Origin of the sequence: Colwellia sp. RSH04 (genome assembly GCF_003545765.1) — a bacterium.
Lineage (GTDB): Bacteria > Pseudomonadota > Gammaproteobacteria > Enterobacterales > Alteromonadaceae > Colwellia.
Window position 1 is genome coordinate 1 of the sequence record NZ_QXIO01000049.1, and the last position, 606, is coordinate 606.

Annotated in this window: 1 protein-coding gene; it reads left to right on the forward strand. The window is 60.1% G+C overall.

Going from position 1 to position 606, the window contains the following annotated elements:
• Positions 1–12 precede the first annotated feature (12 nt).
• The coding region (locus tag D1094_RS18435) for a porin (RefSeq protein WP_147361106.1) at positions 13–606 on the forward strand (594 nt) is incomplete at its 3' end.

The following is a 606-nucleotide window of genomic DNA, read 5'->3' on the forward strand; positions in this document are numbered from 1 at the left end:
TTGGAGGTTTCTATGAGCAAGATTAAGAGCCTTATCCTGGGTTCGGCGGCAGGTTTCGTCGCGATCGCCGGGGCACAGGCAGCTGATCTTCCCGTCAAGGCCAAAGCGGTCCAGTACGTGAAGATCTGCTCCCTTTATGGCGCCGGATTCTACTACATGCCCGGCACCGACACCTGCATCAAGCTGGGTGGTTACATTCAGGCCGACGCCAACATCAACGGCAACAACTACAATGGGCCGGCGTGGAATGAAAACGCAGGTCCCAACGGCGCCGGTGTTTTCGGCACCGAGAGCCGCAATTCGGATTCGTTCACGACCCGCGCGCGCGTCCAGCTCAACCTTGATACCCGCACTGCTACCGAATACGGCGTGGTTCGCACCTACTGGTCGAGCCACTTCGAGCACAGCACGGGCTTCGGGCCGTCGTCAGGCAACCTCACGGTGGACTACGGCTTCATCCAGTTCGCCGGCTTCACCATGGGTAAGGCCATCTCGCAGTTCGACGCGCCCTGGACCAACTATCCCGGCAACAACATCGACAGCCTCGTCGGCGGCAGCGGCACGGTCACTGGTGTCAGCCAATTCACCTACACCGCTGACTTCGGT